Annotated in this window: 2 tRNA genes; both read left to right on the top strand. The window is 47.9% G+C overall.

The features are described 5' to 3' along the window. Window positions 1-45 precede the first annotated feature (45 nt). Window positions 46-122 (top strand) — tRNA-Ile (locus GJ695_RS29430). Between the two features lie 18 nt (window positions 123-140). Then, a tRNA-Ala gene (locus GJ695_RS29425) sits at window positions 141-216 on the top strand. Window positions 217-386 lie beyond the last annotated feature (170 nt).

Genomic DNA, 386 nt, shown 5'->3' with positions numbered 1-386 from the left:
AGCGTTCACACTTATCGACTGTAGACAACAAAGAACAGCAAATTTGGGGCTGTAGCTCAGCTGGTTAGAGCACCGTGTTGATAACGCGGGGGTCGTTGGTTCGAGTCCAACCAGCCCTACCAGTTGCCGTATTACCCAATGGGGGATTAGCTCAGCTGGGAGAGCACCTGCTTTGCAAGCAGGGGGTCGTCGGTTCGATCCCGTCATCCTCCACCACCTGTTTTTACGTAAGCAAGAGATGCTTAGGTAAAAGCAGTATCGTTCTTTAACAATCTGGAAGAAGTAAAGTTTTATTAGGCGTGTGTCGACAGATGCATGCCTGGGTAGTAAAACTCATCATCACAAAGTAGTAAATGCTTGCCTAATAGCCGTCAAGGTTATAGGGA

Source organism: Duganella alba, from assembly GCF_009674495.1.
Lineage (GTDB): Bacteria > Pseudomonadota > Gammaproteobacteria > Burkholderiales > Burkholderiaceae_D > Rugamonas > Rugamonas alba.
This window is presented reverse-complemented; position numbering and strand designations above follow the sequence as displayed.